The following is a 1,769-nucleotide window of genomic DNA, read 5'->3' as shown; positions in this document are numbered from 1 at the left end:
ACTGCTCGAAGCTGCCCCCGGTGGAGCAGGGCATGGGCGCGCACTCGGCGCCGCTGGGCCTGAGCTTCGGTCAGGCCGGCGCGTACGGGCAGGGCGCGCTGGCCGGCATCCACGGCTCCTGGAACCGCAAACCGCCGCGCGCCCCCGAGGTGTCGTTCTTCGCCTGGCGCGACGGCACGCTCGGCCCTCAGCAGACGCTGCTGACCGGATTTCAGGACGAGGACGGCTCGCGCTGGGGGCGCCCGGTCATGGCGGTGCAGGGCCCCGACAACGCGCTGTACGTGAGCGACGACCTGGCCGGCGCCGTCTACCGGGTCACCACCGGCTGACGGGCCCCGGCTCCGGCTGGGCACCGATCCTCTCCTGCTGGGCACCGATCCTCTACAGTGCTCCGATGGCCGATCCCGACCTCAAGGTCCAGGTGCCCTCGTCCGCCGTCGCCGCGACCGACGACCTGCTCGCGCCGGCGGCAGCTCTGCTCGGCGGGCTCAACCTGCTGCCGTCCGCGAAGGACCTCAAGGGCGCCGGTGGACTGCGGTCCGCCTTCCAGGGCCCGCCGGACAGCGTCTCGCTGATCGAGGCGGGCGCCACCGCGGCGAACAAGTGGTGGGCCGCCGGTCTCGGCGCCGGGGTGATCGCCGCGTGGGCGGCGGTCCGCGGCTGGTGGGACGGTGCACCCGCGGGCACTCAGCATGTCGCCCTCTGGGTGGCGGCCGTCGTCACCGCCGCCGGGGTGCTGGGCATCGCCTACCTGCTGGGGTCGGACGTCCGCGGGCGCGCCGCGGTGGCGACCGAGACCGTCCGCGCGCGGGCCACGATCGCCGAAGCGTTCATCCGGGCGGCCGTGTCGACGCAAGAGGGCGCCGCCGGCGCCGGAGCGGACGGCCGCCCGGTCGTGCCGCTACCCGCCCTGGCGGCGCGCAACGTCACGAAGGCCGGCGCCGAGGAGACCGGCTGGACGGCGATCGCGCTCCGGACCGACGGGGTCGATGAAACCCGCTATCTCCTGGTCAAGGGCGCCGTGCACGAGTGGGTCGCGGCGGCTCAGGTCGAGCTGGTCTGATTCAGCAGGGAGTGCCGGCGGCCGTAGGCGAAGTAGATGACCAGCCCGATGGCCAGCCATACCACGAACCGCACCCACGTCTCCCAGTGCAACTGGAGGATGAGGAACAGCGAGGCGAGCACACCGAAGGCCGGCACCACGGGCATCCACGGCAGACGGAACGTTCGCGGGGTGTCCGGCCGGGTGTAGCGGAAGAGGATCACCGCGACGCACACCACGATGAACGCGGACAGGATGCCGATGTTGGTGAGGTCGGCGACCTCACGGATCGGGAAGACACCGGCCAGCACGGCGGAGCCGATGCCCGCGATCCAGGTCACCCGCTGCGGGGTCCCGTGCCGGTCGACCTTGGCGAACCAGGTGGGCAGCAGCCCGTCGCGGCTCATCGAGAACCAGACGCGGGTCACGCCCAGCAGGAATGTCAGCATCACGGTGAGGATGGACAGCACCGCGAAGACCGAGATGATGCTCGCGATGACCGGCAGTCCCACACCCTTGAAGGCGGAGGCGAACCCGGCCTCCGGGTCGATCTCGGTGTAGCGCTGCATGCCGGTGAGGACGAGCGTGGCCGCCACGTACAGGATCATCGCGATGATCAGCGACAGGATGATGGCCTTGGGCATGTGCTTCTTGCCGTCGTGCGCCTCCTCGGCGGCGGTGCTCATGGCGTCGTACCCGAATACGGCGAAGAACACGGTACCCGCGC

Annotated in this window: 2 protein-coding genes and 1 pseudogene; 2 read left to right on the top strand and 1 reads right to left on the bottom strand. The window is 71.6% G+C overall.

Annotated elements, in window-relative coordinates; all coding sequences use genetic code 11:
* Both AB0M20_RS41690 and AB0M20_RS41685 read left to right on the top strand, forming a co-directional pair.
* Positions 1-329: pseudogene (locus AB0M20_RS41690) on the top strand (gluconolaconase); the annotation flags it as partial.
* A gap of 65 nt (positions 330-394) precedes the next feature.
* Positions 395-1,063, top strand: a complete 669-nt coding sequence (locus AB0M20_RS41685) for a hypothetical protein (RefSeq protein ID WP_364306872.1) — start codon at positions 395-397, stop codon at positions 1,061-1,063.
* Here the strand turns inward: AB0M20_RS41685 and AB0M20_RS41680 are convergent.
* Positions 1,045-1,769: amino acid permease (locus AB0M20_RS41680; protein ID WP_364306870.1), on the bottom strand; the 725-nt coding region annotated here is incomplete at its 5' end. The genes AB0M20_RS41685 and AB0M20_RS41680 overlap by 19 nt on opposite strands.

This window comes from Actinoplanes sp. NPDC051633 (genome assembly GCF_040681735.1).
Classification (GTDB): domain Bacteria; phylum Actinomycetota; class Actinomycetes; order Mycobacteriales; family Micromonosporaceae; genus Actinoplanes.
Note: the sequence above shows the minus strand (reverse complement) of the source record. Positions and strands in the feature narration are given on the sequence as shown.

Bases quoted from the DNA above. Each gene is read 5' to 3' on its own strand.
- AB0M20_RS41685 (WP_364306872.1), top strand. From the start codon at position 395: ATGGCCGATCCCGACCTCAAGGTCCAGGTGCCCTCGTCCGCCGTCGCC.